Origin of the sequence: Kribbella polygonati (assembly GCF_050320105.1) — a bacterium.
Lineage (GTDB): Bacteria > Actinomycetota > Actinomycetes > Propionibacteriales > Kribbellaceae > Kribbella.
On the sequence record NZ_CP190129.1, the window covers coordinates 5486387 to 5509316 of the forward strand.

The window sequence follows — 22930 nt, forward strand, 5'->3', positions numbered from 1 at the left end:
GTCATACCTCGTCACGCTCCGCGTCTCACCGGCATGACGATCCACCGACTGATGAGCACGATGGCCGCCGAGCAGGTTCGTGAACTCGAGGACCTGCTGGCCGTCGACAGCAACCAGACCACCGACGACCGGACCGACGCCGCCGCCGAGCAGTAAGGCGCCAGCCGGACGAACGGAACCGGGTGGCGCACCCGGACGGTCTTGCCCACCGAGCCAGACCGCACGGAAGTCGCACATCAAACGCAGAGGCGCCCCAGTGCGAGGCGCCCCCGGATCCGTTACCGGTGCACCGCCACAGAGGTGCACCGCGAAACCACCCGCCGACCGTCCTGACGCCGCTTGCGCGAGGCTCAGGCAGGTCGGCGGGTGGTTTTATGCCACGGTGATCTCGGTGGTCACCGAGTTCGCGATGAAGCATTCCTGGTGCGCCAGGTGGTGCAGTTTCTCGAGCGTCGCGGCGTCCGGCTCGGCGCCGCCCCAGACGATCTTCGGATGCAACGTCACCTGCGTGATCGCCAGCCGCCCGGCCGCGTTCTTGGCCATCACGCCGACCGCGTGGTCGTCGTACGAGTCCACCACCAGCCGCTTCCGGGCCGCGATCGCCAGGAACGTCAGCATGTGGCACGACGACAGCGCCGCCACGAACGCCTCCTCGGGGTCGACCGGACCCGGATTCCCCAGGTACGCCGGGTTCGCCGACGCCGGCACCGTGATCCCGCCGTCGAAGCGCCATTCGTGGTCGCGGTTGTAGGCGTCGTAGGTGAACTCGCGCTCACCACGGCTCCAGCTCACATCGACCACATGCTCCGACATCGACTCACCCTTCCGAGACGGCCGCCTTCGCGGCTGCGGTGACGGGATTGCATCGTACGGGAGTGTGTCCCGGCAGCTTGGCGACGTAATCGCTGTCGTACCGGGCCGCCATCCCGGCGACCGGGAAGTCCGTCGTCACCCACTGGGCACCGCTCGCGAGCGCGATCCCGAGCCGGGTGTAGTCCTTGTCCCGGATCGTCGCCATCGGCTCGTCGGAGCGGGTGCGGACCAGGTACCCCTTCCGCACCAGCCGCTGGATCTCCTCCTGGTTGGCGCCGCGCGGGTCGTTCACCTCGGTGACCGCGGCGTCCGGTGCGCCCTCCGGCCCGCGGGTGAAGACCGCGCGCCCTTCGAGGCTCGGCCGGCCCGCAGTGTAGGTGTCGCGGATCTCGCCCGGACCGCCGTTGTCGAAGTAGAACATCACCTGGCCGCGCACGCTGTTCAGCTTCGGCCAGCCCTTCGTCAGCACGGACTGCTCGAGCGTCAGACCCGGCGTGCGTACGTCGTCAGGCGTGAGCAGTTGCTGCTCGCTGAACACCGAGCGGATCTCGGTGTCGACGCTGTCCAGGTTGGCGGCGTCCCACGGCGGCGCCTTCACCCCACCGGCCGCGACGACGGCCGGATCGGACTGCTTGAGCTCGAGGTTGATCGCGATCGGCACGTGGTTCGGGTGTGCGTCGGACCAGGTCTTCACCTGCTGCAGGCAGAGCACGAACGTGTCGCAGTTCGTGTTGTAGTCGAAGTCCGGGATGTGCATGACCTTGATCCCGGGCTTCGCCATCGCGGGATCGGTCAGCGGGCCTTGCCCGGTCAGCTTGCGGATCAGCGGGTACGTGTACAGCCCGCCCTGCGGATCCGGGTACAGGTCGAGCTCGAGCGCCCGGACGTTCTGGTCCTCGAGCTGCTGGGTGATCGGTGCGTGCGAGTACCAGAGGTCGACCGAGCCGGCGTTCTGTTGCTGCTGCACCTTCTGCTCGGCCGGGCTGAGCTCGCGGTGGTACGAGTTGTGCGAACCGACCACCTGGATCTGGTTCAGCCGCAGGTCGTCGCCCTGCGACCCGTGCCGGGAGTACGCCGTACCGGCCACGCCGGACGCGGCGAGTGCGGCGGACGCGAGGCCCGCGACGACGGTTTTGTTGACGCGCATAAAAGTTTCCCCTCCGTCATGACCAACTGTCGGCAATCTGTCACAAAGAGGTGGCAACGCTGTCCCCGGTTCCGTGGACAATGAGTGAATGGTGACATCGGGCGCGTATCCGCTCCGCCGTACGCCCACCCAGGACCGGGCCAGCCGCCAGGTCGAACGGATCCTCGACGCGGCCTGCGCCGAGGTGGTCGAGCGCGGGTACGACGCGGCGTCGACGAGCGGTGTCGCGAAGCGGGCCGAGATCGCGGTCGGCAGCGTGTACCGGTACTTCCCGGACAAGCGCAGCCTGATCCAAGCGATCGAGCGCCGGAACCAGGCGCGCTACACCGAGGCGGTCGGGGAGCGGCTGGCCGAGGTGACCAGCTGGCGCGCGGCCGTGGACGTGACGCTGGAGACGTTCCGGGAGATGCACCGCACGGACCCGGGCTTCAAGGCGGTCGTGCTCAGCGGGCTCGGCGATCCGGAACTGGAGGCGAAGCCGGGCGAGTTCGACGACCAGCACGCCGGCGAGTTCGCGGAACTTCTGGCGGCGCGGTTCGGTGCCCGCGACACCCGCGACTTCCGGCTGGCCGTGACGCTCAGCATCACGATGGGCGAGGCGCTGGCCCACCTCGCGGACCGGCTGTCCGGGGACGAGGCGGAGTACGTCCTGGATCGGGGCCGGCCGGTGCTGTACGACCTGCTCGCCCCGCATCTGCCTGCTTGAGCCCGAGAGGGGACTCAAGCAGGGTGTTCCGTCAGGCCGCTGGGGCCGCGGAGTACGGCCCCATCGTCGGCCAGTGGCTGACCCGGCCTGCGAGCCGGGCCCGGCGCGGGTTGCGGACGTCGTACGCGACGATCACCCGGTCACCCTTCGCGTAAGTGATTCGGCTCCCGGCCGGGAACTTGCGGGCGACCTCGTACGGCCCCTCGCCCCGGCGGGTGTAGTACTCGACGATGACCTCGGTGTAAACCGCCGGGGCACCGTTCGCCAGCTGGCCGCGGACCGGGCCACGCACCCGGATCACTCGTCCCGCGGTCTTCTCCTCCGTGCCGGTGGGGAGTTCGTCCCGGCGCAGGCCGGCCAGAACCTCGGTCACGATGAAAGCCGCGACCACCAGCACCAGGCCGAACCCACCTAGTACAACGATCGTCAACATGGCACTCACCCCCGACGCGCCGCCCGCGAGCGACGCGGTCGTTTGTCGAAACTGCCTTGCACGGCCCTTGCCGTACACCGGTGGGACGCCACCGGACTCCACTTGGTTCCGTGTAACTTCACGAAACTTTTACAGGATCACTTTTTCGTCTACAGGACCATAGTAGAGTCCGGTGGAGCGGTGTTTCTAGAGGTAGAGTTGACCTGTAGTTGTCAGTTTTCGCCCATTCCGAACTGGTACTGCGGCGGTACTGGCCGCTGCGTGCCAAGCGCCTCCTCCGCGGCCAGCCAGTACTCGGTGAGCGGGTTCGCACCCTCCCGGACGGTGGCCAGCTGGATCCCGGCGGCCAGCAATTCATGGGCTTTCGCCGGATTTCCCGTCTCCAGCGCGTGCCGTACCCGGAGCAGCTGCACCCGCGGGTCGTCGGGGGCCGCCGCCAGCATCCGCTCCGCCCGCGGTACGTCGGAGTCGAGCGCGGCCGCGACCGCCTCCACCACCAACGGCACCAACTGGGGCTGTAGCTCGACAGCACGCTCGTAGTAATCCAACTCGCCCGTAACTACACCGAGGTTGCGTAGAGCCCAGGCGTTGTCCCCGGACCGGCGCCACGCCTCGACGGCCCTGTCCACATCACCGTCGTAGTGCCTCGCCACGCCCCGGTGGTACCAAACGAGCCAGTTGTCCTCGGCCGCCTCCAACAGGTCCCGCCACGCAACCAGGGTCCCGTCCGGTACGTCGTTGTCCGCCGGCAACTGCCCGTCCAGCAACGGCAGCCAGGCCGACTCCCTGGCCGTCAGGGTGTCCTCGCTGAACGGCGTACCCGCCGACACAGTCCAACCGGTCCGCTTCAACTCCAACGCACCCCACCCAGACCCCAACGCCAACCGCTCCACCGGCACTGCATCGACAACTCGCAGCCACTCCCGCTCCCGCCCTGCCAACTCCCCCAGCAACGGACCCAACGCAGCCGCCCCACCGTCCCGCGCTGTCTTCCAGTCCTGGGAGTGCGCAACGTCGCCGTCCATCGACAGACATCCGTACGCCTCAAGCCAGTGCCAAGAGGTGTGTGCAGGCAGCCGCAAATGCTCCATCTGCGTCCGAGCCAACCCAGCCTGAATCTCCGCGTACCCATCACCGCTCAGCCCAGGCGCGAGCCACTCCTGCCACCGCCGTCCACCGTCCCCCTGCCCCCACACAAACAGCTTCCGCCCCCGCAGCCGTTCGGTGGAGGCCTGCACCAGCCCGACACCCTGACCATCGACGGACGCGATCCACGACGCCTCCCCCGCCAGCGGCTCGAAGAAGTAGTCGATGGCCCGCGGATGCCGGATCGGGTACGTCAGGTCCGTCGTCACGTCCACCAGGTCCAGCCGGCTCCCGTACCCGAACTGCCACGCCTGCTCCGCCGGCACCAGCACCCGCCGGTCGGGCGACTGCGGTACGGCGATGTTCGACCACCAGTACGCCGGGACGTCGGCGTCGGACGGGTTCTGCAGGCGCACGCCGACGTACAGGAACTCCGAGTCCTCGGGCAGCCAGAAGTCGAGCTGGGTGACGAGGTTCCGGGTCCGTTCGAGCTCCCAGAGTCGGAGCACCGGCGTACCGTCCGGCCCGTCGACCCGGGCCGCGTGCATCGGCGCGCACGTCCCGGTCCAGTGCCCGGTGCTGCCGACGTTCCACTCCACCCCGCCGGCGAACCAGGCGTTGCGCAGCGCGAGGTTCGCGGGCTGGAACACCGGGTTGCGGTAGAGCAGTTCGGTCCCGTCGTGGACGAGCGAATACAGCCGGCCGCCGAGGCTCGGCAGGACGGTCGCGCGGACGTGGTCGTTCTCCAGCACGAGCGCGGGCAGCGGCGTCTCGACGAGCGTGCGGTCGTACGCGTCCTGGTTCAGGCACGGCAGCGGGCTGTGCAGGCCGCCGTACTCGATGTTGGCCCGCAGGTCGGCGGGGAGCTCGGCGATGTTCTCCACGTGGTGCACCTCGCGCTGCGTGCGCAGTGGCGCCAGCGGGTTCTCCGGACCGAGCGAAGCTGCAGGAATCACGAGGTTTTGCGCAGAAAGAGTCGTCACAGACGTATCTTCGCAAGTGCGCTATACATGGTCGACGTGACTCCGCCCACGACCGAAGCCGCAGGCTTCCTGTGTCAGCGGCTAGGCCACATCGCAGAGGGCCAGCCCGGCCCTGTTGAGGATGTTCAAAGCGCCGACATAGTCCGCGTTGGCCGCGTACCCGCAGGACGCGCAACGGAAGTCGGCTTGGGTGAGGCGGTTGTCTTTGGAGCAGTGCCCACATTCCGGGCACGTCCGAGACGTATTGGCCGCGTTCACTGGGACCACCTGGCGTCCGGCTCTCTCAGCCTTGTTCGCCAGGATGCTCAGGAACTGCGACCACGCCGCATCGAGAATGCTTTTGTTCAGTCCACCTTTCGCCGCTGCGCCGTTGGGAAGGAAACCTCCGGACTCGTCGGCCTTCGGTTTGGGGACCTTTGTCATCCCGGCGATGTTCAGCGACTCGTGAGCGATGACATCGTGTCCACGGACCAGCGCGAGCGCGGCCTTGTGGTGGAAGTCGAGCCGTTGTCGCTGGACCTTGCGGTGCAGCTTCGCCACCTTCCGCGCTGCGGCGCGGCGACGCTTGGAACGGGACCGTCGAGGAAACGTCGAGAGGTACCTGTGCGCCTCCATCAGGGCGGCCTCGGCGGCGTTTCCAGGACGCGGGTTTGGTTCGTGGTGGCCGCTGGAATCGGTGTAGAAGTGCACCACGCCAACATCAATACCGACGATGCTGCCGGTGACCGGCAACGGCTCAGCGGGCACCTGGTCGCAGACCACGACGACATACCATCGGCGACCCTCTCGTTTTACCGAGACGGTCTTGACCAGGCCCTTGACGGCGCGGTGCTGGTGGACACGGACATGACCGACACCCTGCAGCCGGACGCGAGTCTGTGGGCCTTCTGGGCTGGAATCCCAACGACACCCATCGCCATCCTTCGGGAACTCCACCGTGTCGAACCGGCCTACTCCACGGAATCGTGGATAGCCAGGCGCCTGTCCGGCCTTCACCCGTCGGAGGAACGCCTGGAAAGCCTTGTCGAGACGGCGCAGCGTGGCTTGCTGGGACGAGAACGACCACCGCGCTTGCTCGATGACCTCGGCGCGGATGTGCTTCAACTGAGCGGACTGATCTCCGTACCGGACCCGCGTCTTGGACACGTGCCGGTAGGCGTCGCGGCGCTCCTGGAGGGCGGCGTTGTACAGGGCGCAGTGGTCTCGCAGCATCTCTGTAAGGGCCTGCTCTTGACGGCTGGTGGGGCGGAGCAGGAACTTGTAGGCCCGGATCACTTCCTCCGCGGCCTCTCCCACAGCGCGATGTGCCGCCGCCCCGTGTCCTTCCGTCTCACAGTCACGTCACTGTTATACACACAGGACGTATCTAGTAGTGGAGAGGAGGTGGTGAGGATGATCAGCAGCGGAGCTGCGGCCACAATTCCCCGGCAGAAAGCAGCGGATCCCCTCACCGAAGTCCAATGGGCGCTGATGTGATCGTCGTCGGGGCGGGGCTGGCCGGGCTGGCGGCGACCGCGGAGCTGGCCGATGCGGGCCGGAAGGTGCTGCTGCTCGACCAGGAACCGGAGGCGTCGCTCGGGGGTCAGGCGTTCTGGTCGTTCGGCGGGCTGATGTTCGTGGACTCGCCCGAGCAGCGCCGGATGGGGATCAAGGACTCCCACGACCTCGCGCTGCAGGACTGGCTCGGGTCGGCCGGGTTCGACCGGCTGGACGACGAGGACAAGTGGGCCCGGCAGTGGGCCGAGGCGTACGTCGACTGGGCCGCCGGCGAGAAGCGTCCGTGGCTGCACGCGCAGGGCGTCCGGTTCTTCCCCGTGGTCGGCTGGGCCGAGCGCGGCGGGTACCACGCCGACGGCCACGGGAACTCCGTACCGCGGTTCCACATCACCTGGGGCACCGGGCCGGGGCTGGTCGCGCCGTTCGAGCGCCGGGTGCGCGAGGCGGTCGCCAACGGGCTGGTCGAGTTCCGGTTCCGGCACCGCGTCGACGAACTGACCGTGACGGGCGGGGTGGTCGACGGCGTGGCCGGCAAAGTGCTCGAGCCGAGCGACGTCGCCCGCGGGGTGTCGAGCTCGCGGGTCGAGGTCGAGGACTTCCAGTTGACCGCGCAGGCCGTGATCGTCACGTCCGGCGGGATCGGCGGCAACCACGACCTGGTCCGCGCGCAGTGGCCGAAACGGATGGGCGAACCGCCACGGCGGATGATCAGCGGCGTACCGGCGCACGTCGACGGCCGGATGCTGGCGATCACCGAGCGGGCCGGCGGCCGGTACGTGAACCGGGACCGGATGTGGCACTACACCGAGGGCATCCAGAACTGGGACCCGATCTGGCCGCTGCACGGGATCCGGATCCTGCCCGGCCCGTCGTCGCTCTGGTTCGATGCCACCGGCAAGCGGCTGCCGGTGCCGTTGTTCCCCGGGTTCGACACGCTCGGGACGCTCGAGCACATCATGCGGACCGGGTACGACTACACGTGGTTCGTACTGACCCAGAAGATCATCGAGAAGGAGTTCGCGCTCTCCGGCCAGGAGCAGAACCCGGACCTGACCAACAAGGACGTCAAGGGCGTGCTCGGCCGGGCCCGCGGTGGGGCGACGCCGCCGGTACGGGCGTTCATGGACAAGGGCGAGGACTTCGTTGTCCGCGGCAACCTTCCGGACCTGGTCCGGGGGATGAACGACCTGACCGGCGAGCACCTGATCGACCTCGACGACCTGGAGCGGCAGATCCTGGCCCGGGACCGGGAGCTGACCAACACGTTCACGAAGGACCTGCAGGTGACCGCGCTCCGCGGCGCCCGGAACTACCGCGGCGACAAGCTGATCCGGGTCGCGCCCCCGCACCGCATCCTCGACCCGAAGGCCGGCCCGCTGATCGCCGTACGGCTGAACATCCTCACCCGCAAGTCGCTCGGCGGCCTGCAGACCGACCTGGACTCCCGCGTACTACGCACCGACGGCACCCCGCTGCCCGGCCTCTACGCAGCCGGCGAGGTAGCCGGCTTCGGCGGCGGCGGCATCCACGGCTACCGCTCCCTCGAAGGCACCTTCGTCGGCGGCTGCCTCTTCACCGGCCGCACCGCAGGCCGCGCCGCCGCCGCAGCCCTTTCCTAGAACACCATCGTGAGGAGGTCGGCGAACAGTTCTTGTTCGTCGGTTTCTAGGCCTCGGTTGGTGAACCAGGTTGCCATGTTGTGGCAGTCGCGGAGCAGGAAGTCCATGCCTTTCGGGTTGCCGACGATGTCGACGACCTGGGGGAGGTCGATCATCACGATGCGGTCGGCCTGGGCGAGGACGTTGTACGGCGAGAGGTCGCCGTGTGCCAGGCCCGCGCGGGCCAGCTCGCGCATGCCGTTGCGGAGCTGCTCGAAGTAGACCTCGAGCAGGTCCTTCGGCGGCCGGACCTGGGCGAGCCGTGGGGCGGCGCCGCCCTGGCCGTCGTCGATGAACTCCATCAGGAGCTCGGTGCCGTCCACCTGTACGGGGTACGGCACCGGGACGCCGGCCGTCCACAGCCGGTTGAGGGCCTCCCACTCGGCGTACGCCCAGCCGCCGGCCGCGACGCTGCGCCCGTGCGCGGACTTCTTCGCCATCGCCCGGCTGTCGCGGCTGTTCCGCGTCCGCCGGCCTTCGACGTACGACGTACTGCGGTGGAAGGACCGGTGCTCCTCGGTGCGGTACCGCTTCGCGGCCAGCAACGAGGACTTCGCCGGGTTGTCGCCGATGGCTTCGACGGCCCGTTCAACGAGGAAGACGTCGGCTTCCTTACCGGTTTTGAGGACGCCGAGCTCGGTATCGATCGCGGCCTGTTCCGTCACGACCCAATCGGGTCGTGGTTCCGGGCCGCGAGAGCCGCGCTCGACGTCCAGCCAGGTGGACCACCGCTGGTCCGGCCCCAGGTTCTCGTCGATCGACTGGAACTGGAAGGTGAAGGAGTTATCGGTGAGTTCGTACTCGGGAAAAGACAACGGGGATGCTCCTGAACGAAGAAGAGATACTGACGCGGACATGCCGCAGCACAGTGATGGCCATCCGTCAGCCCTCCTCAGGTCCAGGCAGCGCTCGTCGCCGCTCGGCCAACCCAGGATGCCCGCCCGGCGCGGGCTCCGCAACGTATTTACCGGAACTGGGATCGCGCGGTCGGGCTCAGCCTGAGTTCCTGCATCGGTTTCGTGGACCGGCAGACCAGCTCGGGCAGCACCTGCTGCTGCCAGACCCGCGACGCGGCCAGTTGCCGGCGGTGTTCGTCGTACGCCGCGATCCCGGGGAACCGGGCGAACCACGCGAGCACCACCTCGTCCCGCAACGGCAACTGCGGAAAGTTGTTCTCGGCAACCAACGACTCGAACACCGCGACCGGCTCGGCCCCGGTCGCGGTCAGCACCGGTACGACGTGGTCCTCGAAGTACTCGACGAACCCGTCGTCCGCGGCGCCGCGATGGTGCACCGCACCGGCGATCACCGCGTCCGTGTCGCCGGACCGAGGGGCGTCGAGCGCCGGGTACGACGGGCCGAGCCGGACCGGTTTCAGCAGCAGGGCGTTGTCCGAGTCGACCATCGTCGCGTTCGCAGCCGCCGAGTGCGCGCGCCAGACCGGGCCGTAATAGAAGGCGTTCAGCGCGTCCGCCCGCGCGGGCAGATCCCGGAAGCCGCGGATCCAGACGAACCGGTCCGGGTCGTCGAGGTCACGGAACTGGCCGGCGATGTGCATCCCGGTCGCTTCCTGCCCGTCGACGAAGTACGTGTCGAACAGCTCGATCAAGGTGTCACGCTGCCCGGGATGCAGCGTGTACTGGCGTAGGTCGGCAACGGCGCAGCACTCGTTCATGGTGAGCACCCAACCACCGAAACCTGACAGTTACTGTCAGGCCACAGTCGTTTGAAACACCCGTAACAGCCCAGTACTTGAACTCGCACCGCGAGTTTGGTCTGGTGGAGTCAGGTGGTTGAGCCCCCTGCCACTGGGAAGTGCACGACGACACGACGAGGTATCTCCCGTGACGATCGCAGCAACCGAAGAGTCCAAGCAGACGATCGCCGACGCGACGCACGAGCTGTTGCTCGAGGCGGACAGCGTACCCGACCCGCGGCATCAGGCCTGTCTCGACCAAGTGGTGATGCTGAACGCGCCGGTGGCCCGTTCGATCGCCTCCCGCTACCGCAGCAAGGGCGTCGACGCCGACGACCTCGAACAGGTCGCGTACCTCGGCCTGGTGAAGGCCGCCAACGGGTACCGGCTGGCGGCGGAGACGGCGTTCCTCTCGTACGCCGTACCGACGATCCGCGGCGAGCTGAAGCGGTACTTCCGCGACTGTGCGTGGACGATCCGCCCGCCGCGGCGGGTGCAGGAGATGCAGGGCAGTATCGCGGCCGCCGAGCCGGAGCTGATCCAGCGGCTCGGTCATGTGCCGAGCGACCAGGAGACCGCGGAGGCGCTCGGCACCGATCCGGCCGAGGTCGCGGAGGCCGCGTCGGTGCGCGGGTGCTTCAGCACGCTGTCGCTCGACGCGCCCGGTTCGGCGGAGGGTGGGACGAGTCTGCTGGAGATGGTCGCGGACGCCGAGGCCGGGTACGACCTGGTCGAGGACGTGCACCGGCTGACGCCGGCGGTGGCGAATCTGGGCGACCGGGACAAGCGGATCCTGCAGTTGCGGTTCTGCAACGGGTTCACCCAGGAGGAGATCGGGCACGAGCTCGGTGTCAGCCAGATGCAGGTGTCCCGGCTGCTGCGCGGGATCTTGGAGACGCTTCGCTCCGATCTGGCGGAGGCCGTACCGAAGAACGGGTAGTGGTCGGGTTTTCCAGGCTGCTTCAGGCGGGGTGAGGAGCGCGCGAGGCGGGTACTACCCGTTCTTCGGTGCGGTAGCGTCGCGGGTGTGGACTTCGAGGAGGCGGCGGACGCGGTGTACGCGGCGCCGGCGGCCGACTTCATTGCTACTCGCAACGAGCTGGCCAAGCAGCTGAAGGCTGCCGGTGACCCGCTCGGGTCGACCCGGCTGATGGCGCTGCGCAAGCCGACGGTCGCGGCCTGGATCGCGAATCTGGTGGCGCGGGAGCTGCCGGACCAGCTCGACGATCTGCTGGCGCTCGGGGACGAGTTCCGGGAGGCGACGGCGGACCTCGACGGTGATCGGCTCCGCGAGCTCACTCCGAGGCGTCACCAGGTGCTCGACCAGCTCGCGAAGGAGGCGGCCCGGCTGGCGGGCGACCGGGGGCAGAAGCTCAGCCCCGACGTCGCCACGAAGCTGCGCGAGACGCTGGACGCCGCGTTGATCGACCCCGCGGCGGGTGACGCCGTTCGTGAGGGGCGGTTGAGCAGTGCGTTGCGGCACGTCGGGTTCGGGGTGGTGGACGAGAATGGGGAGCCGTCGAACGTCACGCCGTTGACGGACGAGCGCCGGCAGGCCGCACGGGAACGGCGGGCGGCTCGGCAGGCTGAGGAGGCCGAGGAGGTCTCGGTCGAGAAGCAGGAGGAGGAGCGGGCGCGGCGCGAGCAGGAGGAACGCGAGGCGGCCGCGAAGGCGGAGGCCAAGCGGGCGTTCGAGGAGGCAGTCACGGCGGCGCAGGAAGCCGAAGCAAAGGTGGAGGACCTCGACAAACAACTGGACGACGCCCGAGACGCCCTCTCCGAGGCGCAGGCGCTGGTCCACAAACTGGGCGCCGAACTGGACGAGGCCCGCCGCACAGCACGAGACGCCCAGAAACACAGCCGCGAAGCCCGCAAACACTACAACCGGCTGTAAGCGCGGAGGCGCCCGCCGGGCGCGGGGTGGTCCGCGCATGCGGCGCGGGGGCGCCCGCCAGGCGCAGGGTGGTCCGCACATGCGGCGCGGGGGCGCCCGCCAGGCGCAGGGTGGTCCGCACATGCTGCGCGGGGGCGCCCGCCAGGCGCAGGGTGGTCCGCACATGCTGCGCGGGGGCGCCCGCCAGGCGCAGGGTGGTCCGCACATGCTGCGCGGGGGCGCCCGCCGGGCGCGGGGTGGTCCGCGCATGCGGCGCGGGGGTGCGCCGTGGCGGGGCGGGGTGCGCCCGTGGTGGGGGGCGGGGTGCGCGTGGTGGGCGGGGCGCGGTCGTGGTGGGGCGGGGTTACTCGCCGGGGATGGGGAGGAGGTAGCGGCTGGGGTTGGCGGGGGCGCCGGCGTCGAGCCAGCGGTGGAAGCCGGTGGGGTTGCGGCGTTCGAACTCGTCGAGGCAGATGCGGCGGACTTCGGCGACCGCCTGGCGGTCGCGGGGGCCGGCGCCGTGGGCCAGTTGGGTCGCGGTCTCGGACCAGACGCCGCACAGCTCGGCGATCGACAGCGGGCACTGCAGCGACGCGATCAGCTTCTCGTCCTCGGCGAGCTGGGCGTCGGTCAACCGCTCCAGGTTCCGCCGCCGGCGCGCCTTCCGCGGCGACTGCCAGTGCACCTCACGATCCGGTACGACGAGATCGATCAGCACGAACACCACCGCGAGAATCAGCCCCGCCGTCACACCGAGTGCTCCCCACGCGAGCAGCCGCACCAACCCGGGCAGGCACAGCACCGCGCCCGCCGCCGTCGCCGCGACCAGCGCCGCCGAACCGTACGGCGCCTCCTCGGTCACGTGCCGCACCACCGCGGCCAACGGCCAGACCAGCACGAACACCACGACCAGCAGGATCGACGCGGCCAACGGCCCGAGCAGCAGCACGCCGGCCATCGCGCCGGCGGTCCCGACTCCGAGGCCGGCCGCGACTCCCACCCGCCGCACGACCCGCGAAAGGTGCATCACCACAGCTCACTCACCGTCACCACACCCCACAGAGTCCCCCTCGCCCGGTGAACGAACAACCCCTGGCCCCGGTTCCCCGCGTGACCTGTTCAACTGGTGGTCGCTGCTGTGATCGGACAGACCTTCCCGGATCATGGTTGAAATGAGGACCTTCGCCGACCGCGTCCGCGGCCTCGCCCCGGCCCCGTGGGAGCACGACGCGGAGCTGCTCCGCGGCCTGTACGACGCCCAGCTCGGCAGCCGGCACGCGGACCTGGCAGCCCGTTGGATGCAGTCCCAGGGCACCGGCTTCTACACGATCGGCTCGGCCGGCCACGAGGGGAACGCGGCCGTCGCCGCCGCCCTGCGACCGACCGACCCGGCGCTGCTGCACTATCGCTCCGGCGCGTTCTACCTGACCCGCGCGGCACAGTGCGGCTCGAAGGAGGGACTGCGGGACATCCTGCTCGGCGTCGCCGCGGCGACCAGCGAGCCGATCGCGGGCGGCCGGCACAAGGTGTTCGGCCGGCACGAGCTGTCGGTGATCCCGCAGACGTCGACGATCGCGTCGCACCTGCCGCGGGCGATGGGCGTTGCCTTCTCGCTGAACCGGTCGCACAAGCTCGGCGTACCGTCCCCGTGGCCCGACGACGCGATCGTGGTCACCAGCTTCGGCGACGCGTCCGCGAACCACTCGACCGCGACCGGCGCGATCAACGCCGCGCTGCACGCGTCGTACCAGGGCCTGCCGATGCCGTTGCTGCTGGTCTGCGAGGACAACGGGATCGGGATCAGCGTGCGCACCCCGGACGGCTGGATCCGGCAGGCGTACGGCTCCCGCCCGGGCCTGCGGTACTTCGACGCGGACGGCACCGACCTGGACGCGGCGCTCTCGATGGCGACCGAGGCGGCGACGTTCGTACGGCGGAACCGGCGCCCGGCGTTCCTCCGCCTGCGCACGGTCCGGCTGCTCGGCCACGCGGGCTCCGACGTGGAGACGGCGTACCGCTCCGCCGCGGAGCTGGCCGCGGACGAGGAGCTGGACCCGCTGCTCGGTACGGCGCGCTACCTGCTCGGCTCGGGCTACTCGGCCGACGAGATCATCGAGCTGTACGACGACAAGCAGGCGGAGGCGCTCCGGATCGCGGCCGAGGTCGCGGGCCTCCCCCAGCTGACCTCCGCCGAGGCCGTCGCCGCACCGCTGCGCTTCCCGCCCGCGGACGCGGTCGCCGAGGCCCTGCCCCGGCCCACCCCGACCGCCGAACGCCTGACCCTGAGCCAGTCGATCAACCGCGCGCTGAACGACGTACTCAGGTCCTACCCGGAGGCGATGGTCTTCGGCGAGGACGTCGGCCGCAAGGGCGGGGTGTACGGCGTGACGCGCGGGCTGCAGAAGGCGTACGGCCCGGCCCGCGTGTTCGACACGCTCCTCGACGAGCAGTCGATCCTCGGTCTCGCGCTGGGCGCGGGCGTGTCCGGGCTGCTGCCGATCCCGGAGATCCAGTACCTCGCGTACCTGCACAACGCCGAGGACCAGCTCCGCGGCGAGGCGGCGTCGCTGAAGTTCTTCTCGCAGGAGCAGTACGCGAACCCGATGCTGCTGCGGATCGCCGGGTACGGCTACCAGAAGGGCTTCGGCGGACACTTCCACAACGACGACGCGATCGGCGTACTGCGGGACATTCCCGGGATCGTGATCGCGTCGCCGTCCCGCCCGGACGACGCGGCCGGGATGCTGCACGCGTGCGCGGCCGCGGCCCGGGCGACCGGCGCGGTGAGCGTGTTCCTGGAGCCGATCGCGCTGTACCACCGGCGGGACCTGTACGCCGACGGCGACGAGCAGTGGCTGGCGCCGTACGCCGGTACGCCGGTCGAGATCGGGCGCGGCCGGACGTACGGCGACGGCACCGGGCTGACGATCGTGACGTTCGGGAACGGCGTACCGATGAGCCTCCGGGTGGCCGCGCGGGTGCCGGGGATCCGGGTGCTCGACCTGCGCTGGCTGGCGCCGCTGCCGGTCGAGGACCTGCTGCGCGAGGCGAACGCCACCGGGCAGGTGCTGGTCGCCGACGAGACCCGCCGGTCGGGCGGGGTGTCCGAGGGCGTCCTGGCCACCCTGATCGACCACGGGTACGCCGGCCGGCTGGCGCGGGTGACGAGCTACGACTCGTACGTCCCGCTGGGCGCGGCCGCGCACGACGTACTGCTCAGCGAGCAGACCATCGAGGCAGCCGCGCGGGAACTGCTCAGCTGAACAGGCGCTGCCAGAGCGACTTCTTCGCAGGCTTCGGCGGCGCCGGGCGCGGGGTGGCCGGCTCGCGGGTGGGGCGTTCCATCCGCCACTGGGCGATCACCGCGTCCTCGTTCACCGGGCCGGTCGGGACGACAGGGCCGCTGGTGTCGCGGATCGCGAGCCGGATCCGGTTGTTCAGATCCGTCAGGTACTCGCGGACCTCGGACTCGCGGCGCATCCCGCGGATCTTCTCCGGGAGCTGCTGCTTCTCCTTGCGGAGCTGCATCGCGGACGGCAGCAGCGCGTCGGTCTCGATGTTCTCCCGGCGGATGAAGTCCTTCACCCACCAGTCCGGGTCGTGCCCGTCGGCCAGTTCCAGCGGCTTCCCGGCCAGCGCCAGGTTGTCGAACTCGCCCGCCTGCTCAGCACGCTTGAGCTGAGCCTCGACCCAGTCCTGGGTCTTCATGCCGGGTGGTTTGCGCTCGGTCATGATCAGCACCTCACCTAGGAGTTGACCCCAGACTACTAGTTTGTGAATGCAATCACAAGGCATACTCGAGATGTGCAGCTGACCGACGAAGAGATCGCGGCGATGACGCCGGCGGAGCGGCGGGCGTTGATCCTGCGGCTCGTGCCGCGGCCGGGCGGGCTGCCGTCCCGGCGGACGATCGAGCGGATCCGCAAGTGGCGGACCGCGCTGATCATGGCCTGTGTCGCGGTACTGGTCCCGTGGACCGTGTACCTGGCGCTCACCCTGCCGGACCACTACGTCGCCCGGAACTGGGGCGCGACCTGGGTCGGGTTCGACATCCTGCTCCTGACCACCTTGCTGCTGACCGCGATCGGCGGCTGGAAGCGCAAGCAGTTCGTGTTCCCGACCGCGTTCGCGTCCGGCGTCCTGCTGATCTGCGACGCCTGGGTCGACGTGATGACCAGCCAGCGCGGCGACGACCTGACGCAGGCGCTGCTCAGCGCGTTCCTGGTCGAGCTCCCGCTGGCATTCGTACTGATCGCCGGCCCGCTCCGGCTGCTCCGCTACCTGGCTGTCCGGCACGGCGTGATCGAGTCCGGCACGCGCTTCTGGCGGATGCCGATCCCGATCCCCGACCTGTACGCCGACCACAAGGTGCCCCCTGCCTAATGACCGTACTGCTGACCCGGTCGGACATCCTGCGGGTGCTCGACGTACCCGCGGTGCTGGCCGCGCTGCGGCACGGATTCCGGCAGGCGAGCCCGATCGAGCCGCTGCGGGTCCGGACCGACCTGCCCGGACCCGGTACGGCGACCGCGCTGCTGCCGGGACTGATTCCGGGGATCCCGGCGTACACGGTGAAGGTCAACGCCAAGTTCCCCGGCGCGAGGCCCGCACTCCGTGGTGTCGTCTGCCTGCACGATCTGGCAGACGGAACGCTCCTCGCGGTGATGGACAGCTCCACGATCACGGCCTGGCGCACAGGTCTCGCCGCAGCACTCGCCACAGACCTGCTCGCGGAAACGCCCGGCACTGGCGGGGACGACCTCGGTGGGACGGTCGGGGTGGTCGGGGCGGGGGTCCAGGCTGAGCTGACCCTGGCCGGGCTCGACGCGCTTCGGCCGGTGCGGCGGCTGGTGGTGCAGGATCTGGATCCCGGGCGGGCGGCCGAGTTTCTTTCCGGGCAAGGGATTCCGGGGGTTGCGGTGGGCAGTCCGCAGGAGGTGGCCGCGGCTGCGGACGTCGTCATCCTTGCCACCTGGTCGCGGGAGCCGTTGCTCACCGCGGCCGATCTGAAGCCGGGCCGGCAGCTGACCACCTTGGGTGCCGACGAGCCGGGCAAGGTGGAGTTGTCGGCCGACCTACTGTCCGCCGCGCGGGTGATCGTCGACGACCGTACGCTCGCCGTCCAGATGGGGGCCTTGGGCAACGTTGGGCTCACCGCCGATGCGATCCACGCGACGCTGACCGAAGTCCTGACCGGAGCCGCGCAAGGGCGGCGGGCGGACGAGGTCACCGTCTACGCACCGGTCGGGCTGCCCTGGCAGGACCTCGCGATCGCCTGGCCCGTCTTCCAGGCGGCACAGCACGACGGACAGGCGATCGACTTCCTCAGTTGACGACGGCGCCCGCGGTCAGGTTGAGGGCGGTGCCGGTGAAGGCAGCGGCCTGGTCGGAGGCGGCGAAGGTGGCCGCGGCCGCCACGTCGGCGAGGGTTGCGGCGCGGTTCAGCATGGTCTGAGCGGCCGTGTGCGCGGCGACCTCGCGACGGAAGTCCTCGGGGTAGGTGTCCGGGTTGGACTCCGGAATGCCGTTCGTCTGCAGGGTGACGACGCGGACGCCGTGCGGGCCGAGCTCGCGCGCGAGGCTGCGACGGAGCGCCTCCACGGCACCGAACCCGACCTGGAATCCCCCCAGGTTCGCCGCGGGGTCGCCGTACCCGCCGAAGGTCAGGATCACGCCGGAGCGTTGCTCGATCATCCGCCGGGCGGCCGCGCGAGAGGTGAGGTAGAACGTGCGCAGCATGTTCCGCACCGGCTCCTCGACGTCGGCGAGGGACATGTCGACCAGCGGCGTACCGAAGTACTGCTTGTGGCCGATCAGGTTGAACGAGATGTCGATCCGGTCGAGTCCGGCGGCGTGCCGGTCGACGGCCTGCTCGTCGAGCACGTCGACGACCGCGACCTCGGCGGTGCCGCCCGCGGCGCGGATCTCGGCGGCCAGGCGGTCGAGGGGTTCGGCGGTACGGCCGGCCACGTGGACGGTGGCACCCTCCTTGGCGAACGCGCGCGCGACAGCGCCGCCGATCGGGCCGGCCGCGCCGTACACGATCGCGTGTTTTCCGTTCAGCATCATGGGTTTTGCTCCAGTTCGGTGACGAGGTCCGCGAGTTGCCGCATCGACGCGCGGATGCCGCGCTCCATGCCGCCGTCGACGTACAGGTCCCGGTCCTCGACCGCGAAGAACACGGTCCGTTGGGTGAGGGTGGTGACCCCGTCGGCCTCGTCGAAGGTGATCAGGTTCAGGTAGACGGTGCCGGGTGCCTGGTCGAACTCGTACGTCTGCACGATCCGTTCCGGGGTCGGCTCACCGTGGTACAGCCCGTGGAAGACATAGCCCTTGCCAGCAGCGTCGTAGTGCGTCCAGCGCCAGCGGCCGCCGTGGCGCGGGTCGAGCTGGTTGACGACAAGCTCGAGCCCGGCCGGTCCGAGCCAGCGCTTCACCAGGTCGGGCTCGGTGTACGCGCGGAACAGCAGCTCCCGTGGGGCGTTGAACTCGCGGATGACGACGATCTGCGGCGAGCCGGGCTCGGCGATGACCTTCACAGATCCTCCAGCAGGTCGTCGAGCCGGTCGAAGCTCTCGGTCCAGTAGGCGCGGTAGTCCATCAGCCAGCCGACCGCACTCCGGAGCGGCTCGGCCTCGAGGTGACTGAGCCGGGCGGTCGCCCGTTGCGAGCGGCTGATCAGCCCCGCCTGTTCGAGCACCTTCAGGTGTTTGGACACGGCCGGCTGCGACATGCTGAACGGCGCCGCGAGCTCGGCAACGGTGGCGTCACCGCTCTTCAGCCGGGTGAGAATCGCGCGCCGGGTCGGATCGGCGAGCGCCCCGAAGACACCGGTCAACCCATCTTCATAACCCGATGGTTCTGAAACCATGTGGTTAAGGATGGCCGTCCATCGGCATAGCTGTCAAGCGAGCATTCCCGGTGACGGTCGACCATCTGTTCGGCTCGACCACGATCAAGACCAGGCCGCAGCGGGTGGTGACGCTCGGCGGCGGCGACATGGAGGCCTCGATCGCGCTCGGTGTCGTACCGGTGGCGGGCGCCGACTGGTTCGGGAACCCGAACCTGCGCGGCTGGGTGAAGTCCGCGCTCGGCGACCGCCCGGCGCCGAAGCTGATCGCCGCGTCGGAGCCGAAGTACGAGGAGATCGCGGCGCTGAAGCCGGACCTGATCGTGTACGTGAACACGATCAACGACAAGTTGGAGTACGAGACCCTGAACGCGATCGCTCCGACGATCGCGGCGCCGGCCGGGACCGAGAACGTGTACGGCGTCCCGTGGCAGGACCAGGTCCGCGAGATCGCGAAGGCGACCGGTACGACGACGGCCGGCGAGCAGGTCGTGCGGGATACCGAGAAGCTCGTGACCGACGCCGCGAAGGCGAACCCGGAGTTCGCCGGCAAGGTCATCACCGCGGGCGTCTACTCGGCGAACAGCCTGAACGCGTGGCTGCCGTCCGACCCGCGGATACGGCTGCTGACGTCGCTCGGGTTCAAGACCAACCCGCAGATCGACGCGATGGAGAACGGCGACTTCTCCGTGAAGATCTCGCCCGAGCTGACCCCGAAGCTGAACGCCGACGTGATCTTCATGGCCGCACTGGACAGCTCCGGCAAACTCGATCCCGCCGTCGTCAACGACCCTCCCCCAACTGATCCCGATGCTCAAGAAGGCGCTGACCGCCAAGGGCTAGGACAACTCCACCCATCTGGACACGACCGGTGCCTGTCCGCCGAGTCGTGGACTACGGCTGGTTTCTGGCGCCTTTCCTCACGACTCGACAAAGGGGCGCGAGCCGTTCGCCACGACTCGGCGGCGTCGCGGACGGGTGGATAGCGGGTCGTGTCCGCCGGCGCGAACTAGCCCGTCAGCACGTTGGTGAGGATCGCGGTCAGGTCCTCGCCGAACGGGCGGTCGTTGTCGATCGGGGGTACGACGTCGTCGACGGCTCGGAAGAGTGGCCGGAGTCCCGGTGGGACGGGGCGTGCGGACAGTGCGAAGGCCTGGCGTACGGCGAGGAGTTCGCAGGCGGTGGTCTCGCGGGTGAGGCGGATCGCCTCGCCGAGGTTGCCGACCGCCTCCCACGAGAACGTCTGCACGTCCTCCTGGCCGTTGGACGTCTCCGCCGTACTGATTGCCGTGGGCAACGTCAGGCGGCGGAACCGGTGGGTGATCGCGACGGCGCGTTTGTGCACGGCCACCAGCCCGGCCTGCGGTCCCGGGTCGCGGGCGAGTTGGGCCGGGAGACCCGTCACGGTGGGGTCGAGGAGGCGGTGCAGGCGCGCGGTGGAGACCTCGGCGGCGTGGGCGAGGGCCGCGGTCAGGTGATCGCAGTACGCCGTGAGGTCGAGGCCGTGGAAGCCTGCCGTGCCGACGAACTCGCCGTCCAGGTACGCGGGCGAGTCCGTGACGCCGTTGAAGGCGCGCTCGACGGCGTCGTCGAGTTGCCGGAGGGTACGCCGTACGTGCGCGACCACCTGTCCGGCGACGCGGAACGAGACCGGTGCCTGCAGGCTGCGCGGGTCGGGCTCCGGGCCGGCGAGGTCCCGGAGGCGGGAGAGTTCGGCGGTCAGTATGTCGTCGCCGCGGCCGGCCGCGGGTTGATACGGATCGCGGTTGGCACCGACCACGGCGATCGCCGCCGCTCCCACAGCCGTCAGCCGGTCGGCCAGTTGATGCGCGCGGGCAGCGGCCAGCGCCGCGCGGCCGGTCGCGCCGGGAATGCCTGCCAGTAAGGCGATTCCTTCCTTCGGGCCGGGATCGAGGGACGCGAAGGCATGCGCCAGCGGGATGATCTCGCCGGCCGATCCAGCACCCTCGGCGGGGATGTTCGGTAGGTGGCCGCTGTTGATCAAGGCAACCAACTGGTGGATCAGCCCGACGGACACCGCCGCGTCACCGGTGAGGAACGTGCGCAGCCGGCCGATCAGAACAGCGCGGGCTTCGTCCGGCGGCAGCCAGGGTGGGCCGCCGACCGCACGGCCGCGGAGGAGGTTGCGTTGGTGGCGGCTCTGTTCCGCAGTAGTGAGACGGCGTTTGCTCAGGTTGCCCATGCCGGTGTTCACGCCGTACACCGGGTCGCCCGATTCGAGGGTGTTGAGGGCGTCGGTGCGGATGGTGGCCAGGCGGTCCAGGAGCGCGGGTGACAGCTCGACGGGGTCAGGACTGGCCGGGTCCAGGTCGCCCGGTTCGTCGATCATCAGTGGAACCGGAGCATCGTGCCGGCGTCGGCGGCCTCGGCGCGGCGGAGGATCAGGTGCGCGATCGCGACGTCCAGGAGGGACAGGCCGCGGTGCCAGAACAGCGTGCGTTCCGTGGCGTTCTCGCGGCCGGGTTTGCGGCCCGCGACGATCTCGCCGATCTCGGCGTACAGCGTGTCCGGGGACAACCGGCCGGTGTCGACGTGGCGGCGGAGTGATCCGAACCGGCCCGACTGCGCCTCCCGCCAGTCGTCGACGACCACCTTGTCCATCACGTCCAGCAGGTCCAGCTCGACGGCGGACACCGTGCCGTACGGTACGGTCAGCGTCCCCGGCCGCACCGCCGCCGTGCGGAGGAGTGGTTCGGGTTCGGTGAGGCGGGTGGCCTCGACCAGGACGTCGGCGCCGTCGAAGGCCTCCTCGGCGGTCGCGCAGACCCGGATCGGCGTCGACAGCTCGGCGGCGAGGTCGGCGGCGAACTTCTCCCGGGACTCCGGCCGCGCGGACGTCACCCGGATCTCGTCGAGGTCGAGCAGGTCGTCGAGCATCGTCACGTTCCACCACGCCGTACCGCGGGTGCCCGCGTGCGCGAGGATCTTGCTGTCCGGGCGGGCCAGGTGCCGCGCGCCGACGGTCGTCATCGCGCCGGTCCGGGCCGCGGTGATCATGGTCGCGTCGAGGACCGCGAGCGGTACGCCGGTGGCCGGGTCGAACAGCGTCGCCATCGCGAGCTCGCTGGGCAGGCCCTTGAGGTAGTTCGGGACGAAGTCGCCGACCACCTTCACGCCGCTGATCCCGTGCTCGCCGAGCCCGTCGAGGTGCCCGCGGAGGATGTTGAAATGGCCGATGCCGCCGTTGTCCGGGGTGAGGTGCACGCGCGGCTCGAACGCGGTCCGCCCGAGACCGTGTTCGCGGACCGCGTCCTCGACCGCGTCGACGATCTCCAGCCGGGTGAGGCCGAGTTCGTCGATGTCCGGTCCGCTGAGGAAGCGCAGCCAGATTCCGTCGGTCACTCGGGCTCCTTCGGTTGCCGTCGTTCGATACTTAAGTTTCGCGCGTGCACGTTACGTTCGGTGCATGGGGTCGACGACAGGTACGCCGGACAGCACCGTGATCGGTCACTCGACCGGTGACAAGGTGCTGCTGTACGGCGGGCTGCCGCTGGTCGGGCTGGTGCTCGGCTTCTTCCTGCCGCGGATCGCGCACTGGGCCGGCGGGCACGAGTGGGTGCCGTTCCAGGGACCGCTGCGGCTGATCGCCGCGTGGGACAGCTGGTGGGTCGTGGTGATCTGCGTCGTGGTCGGGCTGGTCGGCGGCGTCGTACTGGCCGGGATGGCGTTCGACGACACGCTGCGGGTGACGATCGACAACCGGTCGGTCGAGTTCCTGAAGCACCAGAAGACCGTGACGGTGCCGCGCGAGAAGGTGTCGGTGGCGTTCCTGGAGGGCAAGGAGATCGTGCTGCAGGACGCGGGCTCGCGGGAGCTGGCTCGTGAGAAGCATGACCAGTTCAAGTCCGAGACGCCGAAGATCGCGGCCGCGTTCCGTGCGCACGGGTATCCGTGGTCCGAGGCCGGGGATCCGCACCAGGCCGAGTTCCGGCGCTGGATCGAGGACGACCCGGACCTGCCGCCGGCCGTGCACGCGATCCTCAAGGTGCGCTCGAAGGCGTTCGACGACGGCGACAAGGGCAAGGCCGACCTGCGCGAACTCCGCGACGAGCTCACCAACCTCGGCTACACCGTGAAGGACAAGGACAAGAAGCAGTACTGGAGGGTTTAGCGGCACCCCCGCTGCGCGGGGGGTGGGGCGACGAGCCTCGCAGACGCCCGCTGCGC

The 22930-nt window shown here is 69.7% G+C and carries 24 protein-coding genes; 10 read left to right on the plus strand and 14 right to left on the minus strand.

All coding sequences use genetic code 11. The features are described 5' to 3' along the window. The first annotated feature begins 33 nt into the window (after window positions 1–33). A complete protein-coding gene (locus tag ACQHIV_RS25940) occupies window positions 34–156 on the plus strand; it encodes a hypothetical protein (RefSeq protein ID WP_427885939.1) in 123 nt (40 codons plus the stop codon). Window positions 157–372: 216 nt separating this feature from the next. Here ACQHIV_RS25940 and ACQHIV_RS25945 read toward each other — a convergent pair whose 3' ends face one another. Both ACQHIV_RS25945 and ACQHIV_RS25950 read right to left on the minus strand, forming a co-directional pair. Beyond that, window positions 373–813 (minus strand): OsmC family protein, encoded by a 441-nt coding sequence (locus tag ACQHIV_RS25945; protein ID WP_427885941.1) that lies wholly within the window; start codon window positions 811–813, stop codon window positions 373–375. Window positions 814–817: 4 nt separating this feature from the next. Beyond that, window positions 818–1960, minus strand: coding sequence for a phosphatidylinositol-specific phospholipase C1-like protein (locus ACQHIV_RS25950; protein ID WP_427885942.1), 1143 nt, complete (start codon window positions 1958–1960; stop codon window positions 818–820). A gap of 88 nt (window positions 1961–2048) precedes the next feature. On the opposite strand from ACQHIV_RS25950, the gene ACQHIV_RS25955 reads away from it, so the two are divergent. Beyond that, entirely contained in the window at window positions 2049–2666 is a 618-nt protein-coding gene (locus ACQHIV_RS25955) for a TetR/AcrR family transcriptional regulator (protein ID WP_427885944.1), read from the plus strand. Window positions 2667–2697: 31 nt separating this feature from the next. On the opposite strand, the gene ACQHIV_RS25960 is transcribed toward ACQHIV_RS25955, so the two are convergent. The 3 genes from ACQHIV_RS25960 to ACQHIV_RS25970 all read right to left on the minus strand — a co-directional run bounded on the left by ACQHIV_RS25960 (window position 2698) and on the right by ACQHIV_RS25970 (window position 6464). Beyond that, window positions 2698–3099 (minus strand): hypothetical protein, encoded by a 402-nt coding sequence (locus ACQHIV_RS25960; protein ID WP_427885946.1) that lies wholly within the window; start codon window positions 3097–3099, stop codon window positions 2698–2700. Between the two features lie 212 nt (window positions 3100–3311). Continuing rightward, on the minus strand, window positions 3312–5168 hold the full coding sequence (locus ACQHIV_RS25965; protein WP_427885948.1) for a DUF5107 domain-containing protein: 1857 nt from the start codon (window positions 5166–5168) through the stop codon (window positions 3312–3314). 81 nt (window positions 5169–5249) lie between these two features. Then, window positions 5250–6464: an RNA-guided endonuclease InsQ/TnpB family protein gene (locus tag ACQHIV_RS25970; protein WP_427885950.1), complete on the minus strand. Its 1215-nt coding sequence runs from the start codon at window positions 6462–6464 to the stop codon at window positions 5250–5252. Between the two features lie 164 nt (window positions 6465–6628). Between ACQHIV_RS25970 and ACQHIV_RS25975 the strand changes: the two genes are divergently transcribed. Next, window positions 6629–8284: an FAD-binding dehydrogenase gene (locus ACQHIV_RS25975; protein WP_427885952.1), complete on the plus strand. Its 1656-nt coding sequence runs from the start codon at window positions 6629–6631 to the stop codon at window positions 8282–8284. Here ACQHIV_RS25975 and ACQHIV_RS25980 read toward each other — a convergent pair. After that, complete coding sequence (locus ACQHIV_RS25980) at window positions 8281–9138, minus strand: serine protein kinase RIO (protein WP_427885954.1); 858 nt, start codon at window positions 9136–9138, stop codon at window positions 8281–8283. The genes ACQHIV_RS25975 and ACQHIV_RS25980 overlap by 4 nt on opposite strands. A 149-nt stretch (window positions 9139–9287) precedes the next feature. Continuing rightward, entirely contained in the window at window positions 9288–9998 is a 711-nt protein-coding gene (locus tag ACQHIV_RS25985; protein ID WP_427885956.1) for an NIPSNAP family protein, read from the minus strand. Between the two features lie 169 nt (window positions 9999–10167). Between ACQHIV_RS25985 and ACQHIV_RS25990 the strand changes: the two genes are divergently transcribed. Together ACQHIV_RS25990 and ACQHIV_RS25995 are read left to right on the plus strand one after the other, a co-directional pair. Continuing rightward, window positions 10168–10959, plus strand: a complete 792-nt coding sequence (locus ACQHIV_RS25990) for a sigma-70 family RNA polymerase sigma factor (protein WP_427885957.1) — start codon at window positions 10168–10170, stop codon at window positions 10957–10959. An 87-nt stretch (window positions 10960–11046) separates the two neighbouring features. After that, the gene (locus ACQHIV_RS25995) at window positions 11047–11913 is read left to right on the plus strand and encodes a hypothetical protein (RefSeq protein ID WP_427885958.1); all 867 of its coding nucleotides are present in this window, start codon (window positions 11047–11049) and stop codon (window positions 11911–11913) included. A gap of 343 nt (window positions 11914–12256) precedes the next feature. Here ACQHIV_RS25995 and ACQHIV_RS26000 read toward each other — a convergent pair whose 3' ends face one another. Further along, entirely contained in the window at window positions 12257–12919 is a 663-nt protein-coding gene (locus ACQHIV_RS26000; RefSeq protein ID WP_427885960.1) for a hypothetical protein, read from the minus strand. Between the two features lie 145 nt (window positions 12920–13064). Between ACQHIV_RS26000 and ACQHIV_RS26005 the strand changes: the two genes are divergently transcribed. After that, on the plus strand, window positions 13065–15155 hold the full coding sequence (locus ACQHIV_RS26005; protein WP_427885962.1) for a thiamine pyrophosphate-dependent enzyme: 2091 nt from the start codon (window positions 13065–13067) through the stop codon (window positions 15153–15155). Here the strand turns inward: ACQHIV_RS26005 and ACQHIV_RS26010 are convergent. Then, window positions 15148–15624 carry a DUF1992 domain-containing protein gene (locus tag ACQHIV_RS26010; RefSeq protein WP_427885963.1) on the minus strand — a complete coding sequence of 159 codons (477 nt, stop codon included), beginning with the start codon at window positions 15622–15624 and terminating at the stop codon, window positions 15148–15150. The genes ACQHIV_RS26005 and ACQHIV_RS26010 overlap by 8 nt on opposite strands. Before the next feature lie 72 nt (window positions 15625–15696). Here ACQHIV_RS26010 and ACQHIV_RS26015 point away from each other — a divergent pair, with 72 nt between their 5' ends. Then, the gene (locus tag ACQHIV_RS26015; protein WP_427885965.1) at window positions 15697–16275 is read left to right on the plus strand and encodes a hypothetical protein; all 579 of its coding nucleotides are present in this window, start codon (window positions 15697–15699) and stop codon (window positions 16273–16275) included. Further along, a complete protein-coding gene (locus tag ACQHIV_RS26020; RefSeq protein ID WP_427885966.1) occupies window positions 16275–17225 on the plus strand; it encodes an ornithine cyclodeaminase family protein in 951 nt (316 codons plus the stop codon). Before ACQHIV_RS26015 ends, ACQHIV_RS26020 begins: the two co-directional genes overlap by 1 nt. Here the strand turns inward: ACQHIV_RS26020 and ACQHIV_RS26025 are convergent. From ACQHIV_RS26025 to ACQHIV_RS26035, 3 genes are read right to left on the minus strand one after another with little or no spacing between them, the layout of a single operon-like run. Beyond that, window positions 17218–17961 (minus strand): SDR family NAD(P)-dependent oxidoreductase, encoded by a 744-nt coding sequence (locus ACQHIV_RS26025; protein ID WP_427885967.1) that lies wholly within the window; start codon window positions 17959–17961, stop codon window positions 17218–17220. The genes ACQHIV_RS26020 and ACQHIV_RS26025 overlap by 8 nt on opposite strands. Next, window positions 17958–18431: an SRPBCC family protein gene (locus ACQHIV_RS26030; protein WP_427885969.1), complete on the minus strand. Its 474-nt coding sequence runs from the start codon at window positions 18429–18431 to the stop codon at window positions 17958–17960. The genes ACQHIV_RS26025 and ACQHIV_RS26030 overlap by 4 nt, the downstream gene beginning before the upstream one ends. Further along, window positions 18428–18730: an ArsR/SmtB family transcription factor gene (locus ACQHIV_RS26035; protein WP_427885971.1), complete on the minus strand. Its 303-nt coding sequence runs from the start codon at window positions 18728–18730 to the stop codon at window positions 18428–18430. The genes ACQHIV_RS26030 and ACQHIV_RS26035 overlap by 4 nt, the downstream gene beginning before the upstream one ends. 83 nt (window positions 18731–18813) lie before the next feature. Between ACQHIV_RS26035 and ACQHIV_RS26040 the strand changes: the two genes are divergently transcribed. Next, complete coding sequence (locus tag ACQHIV_RS26040) at window positions 18814–19728, plus strand: ABC transporter substrate-binding protein (protein WP_427885973.1); 915 nt, start codon at window positions 18814–18816, stop codon at window positions 19726–19728. 23 nt (window positions 19729–19751) lie between these two features. Here the strand turns inward: ACQHIV_RS26040 and ACQHIV_RS26045 are convergent, their stop codons facing one another. Next, a complete protein-coding gene (locus ACQHIV_RS26045) occupies window positions 19752–21092 on the minus strand; it encodes an aromatic amino acid lyase (RefSeq protein WP_427885975.1) in 1341 nt (446 codons plus the stop codon). Beyond that, entirely contained in the window at window positions 21092–22105 is a 1014-nt protein-coding gene (locus tag ACQHIV_RS26050) for an ornithine cyclodeaminase family protein (RefSeq protein WP_427885977.1), read from the minus strand. Before ACQHIV_RS26050 ends, ACQHIV_RS26045 begins: the two co-directional genes overlap by 1 nt. Before the next feature lie 64 nt (window positions 22106–22169). On the opposite strand from ACQHIV_RS26050, the gene ACQHIV_RS26055 reads away from it, so the two are divergent. Continuing rightward, window positions 22170–22874 (plus strand): YqeB family protein, encoded by a 705-nt coding sequence (locus ACQHIV_RS26055; RefSeq protein ID WP_427885979.1) that lies wholly within the window; start codon window positions 22170–22172, stop codon window positions 22872–22874. Window positions 22875–22930: the final 56 nt, after the last annotated feature.

Coding starts and splice junctions, on each gene's coding strand:
- ACQHIV_RS26010 (WP_427885963.1), bottom strand. CDS start 15,624: ATGACCGAGCGCAAACCACCCGGCATGAAGACCCAGGACTGGGTCGAG.
- ACQHIV_RS26000 (WP_427885960.1), bottom strand. CDS start 12,919: ATGCACCTTTCGCGGGTCGTGCGGCGGGTGGGAGTCGCGGCCGGCCTC.
- ACQHIV_RS25985 (WP_427885956.1), bottom strand. CDS start 9,998: ATGAACGAGTGCTGCGCCGTTGCCGACCTACGCCAGTACACGCTGCAT.
- ACQHIV_RS25975 (WP_427885952.1), top strand. CDS start 6,629: ATGGGCGCTGATGTGATCGTCGTCGGGGCGGGGCTGGCCGGGCTGGCG.
- ACQHIV_RS26020 (WP_427885966.1), top strand. CDS start 16,275: ATGACCGTACTGCTGACCCGGTCGGACATCCTGCGGGTGCTCGACGTA.
- ACQHIV_RS25940 (WP_427885939.1), top strand. CDS start 34: ATGACGATCCACCGACTGATGAGCACGATGGCCGCCGAGCAGGTTCGT.
- ACQHIV_RS26045 (WP_427885975.1), bottom strand. CDS start 21,092: ATGATCGACGAACCGGGCGACCTGGACCCGGCCAGTCCTGACCCCGTC.
- ACQHIV_RS26025 (WP_427885967.1), bottom strand. CDS start 17,961: ATGATGCTGAACGGAAAACACGCGATCGTGTACGGCGCGGCCGGCCCG.
- ACQHIV_RS25960 (WP_427885946.1), bottom strand. CDS start 3,099: ATGTTGACGATCGTTGTACTAGGTGGGTTCGGCCTGGTGCTGGTGGTC.
- ACQHIV_RS25950 (WP_427885942.1), bottom strand. CDS start 1,960: ATGCGCGTCAACAAAACCGTCGTCGCGGGCCTCGCGTCCGCCGCACTC.
- ACQHIV_RS25955 (WP_427885944.1), top strand. CDS start 2,049: ATGGTGACATCGGGCGCGTATCCGCTCCGCCGTACGCCCACCCAGGAC.
- ACQHIV_RS26005 (WP_427885962.1), top strand. CDS start 13,065: ATGAGGACCTTCGCCGACCGCGTCCGCGGCCTCGCCCCGGCCCCGTGG.
- ACQHIV_RS26055 (WP_427885979.1), top strand. CDS start 22,170: ATGGGGTCGACGACAGGTACGCCGGACAGCACCGTGATCGGTCACTCG.
- ACQHIV_RS25945 (WP_427885941.1), bottom strand. CDS start 813: ATGTCGGAGCATGTGGTCGATGTGAGCTGGAGCCGTGGTGAGCGCGAG.